1 protein-coding gene is annotated in these 1,284 nt (G+C 67.7%); it reads left to right on the forward strand.

The annotated features are described in order from the left end of the window. Nucleotides 1–73: 73 nt before the first annotated feature. Nucleotides 74–1,284, forward strand: a 1,211-nt coding sequence (locus MXC99_RS00345) for an IS1182 family transposase (protein ID WP_247723659.1), incomplete at its 3' end; no start/stop codon positions are given.

Consider the following 1,284-nt stretch of genomic DNA (forward strand, 5'->3'; position numbering starts at 1 on the left):
GCTGAGAGTCTGTGAAAATATGATCATCATGCCTTTGGTATAATTGGCGCTCCAGCCGCCGCCTGATCCCGACATGAATACTCGCGCCCGCGTGGTTCTACCCAACCGCACCCAGATGGAGTTCCGGGCCAGCGACCTCGAGTCGCTGTTGCCGGAAGGGCATCGGGCGCGGTTGGTGTGGTCGTATGTTGTGGCCCAGGATCTGGGTCGCTTCTATGAGCGGATCCGGGTGGTCGAAGGCGGGGTGGGTCGGGCGGCGATCGCGCCGGAGATCCTGCTGTCACTGTGGCTGTACGCCACGCTTGACGGGGTGGGCAGTGCGCGCGAGGTGGCGCGTCTGACCGATGCGCACGATGCGTACCGCTGGCTGTGCGGCGGGGTGCAGGTCAATTACCACACGCTGTCGGACTTTCGGAAGGATCACGGCGAGGCGCTCGACGAGTTGCTCAGCGTCAACGTGGCAACGCTGATCGACGCCGGGGTGGTGAAGCTGCACCAGGTGGCGCAAGACGGCATGCGGGTGCGGGCCAGTGCGGGGGCGGGGTCGTTCCGGCGCGAGGACAAGCTCGCGGGCTACCTGGAGGCGGCCCGCGAGCGGGTTGCGCAGCTCAAGGCCGAACTCGAAGCCGACCCGGGCAAGGCCGATCGGGTCCGTCAGGCGGCACGGCTGCGCGCGGCGCGCGAGCGCGAGGCCCGGGTGGCCGAGGCGCTGGCGCGCCTGCCCGAACTCGCAGCGATCAAGCGCCGCCAAGGCAAGGCCGCCGATCAGGCGCGCGCCTCGACGACCGATGCCGAGGCGACGGTCATGAAGATGGGCGACGGCGGGTTTCGGCCCGCGTACAACCCGCAGTTGGCCAGCGACGTCGACTCGCTGGTGATCGTGGGCGTCGAGGTGGCCACGGCTGGAAGTGACCAGGGTCAGATGGTGCCGATGATTGAGCAGGTGCGTGAGCGTTGCGGTCAGGCGCCCGAGGCCTGGTTGGTCGATGGCGGCTTTGTGGGTCACCAGCAGCTCGAACAAGCCAGCGCGCACACCACGGTGTACGGCCCGGTGCCGGCGTCCAAGGACAAGGCGGTCGATCCGCACCAGCCCAAGCCGAAGGACAGTCCTGGCGTGGCGGCGTGGCGCGCGCGCATGGGGACCGACGAGGCCAAGGCGATCTATAAGAACCGTGCCGCAACCGCCGAGTGCGTCAATGCCCAAAGCCGCAATCGGGGACTGCAGCAGTTCCGTGTGCGCGGCTTGGCCAAGGTCAAGTGTGTGGTCCTGTTCTTTGCCTTGGC

It is taken from the genome of Thauera aromatica (assembly GCF_023093595.1).
In the GTDB taxonomy this organism is placed as follows: domain Bacteria; phylum Pseudomonadota; class Gammaproteobacteria; order Burkholderiales; family Rhodocyclaceae; genus Thauera; species Thauera aromatica_A.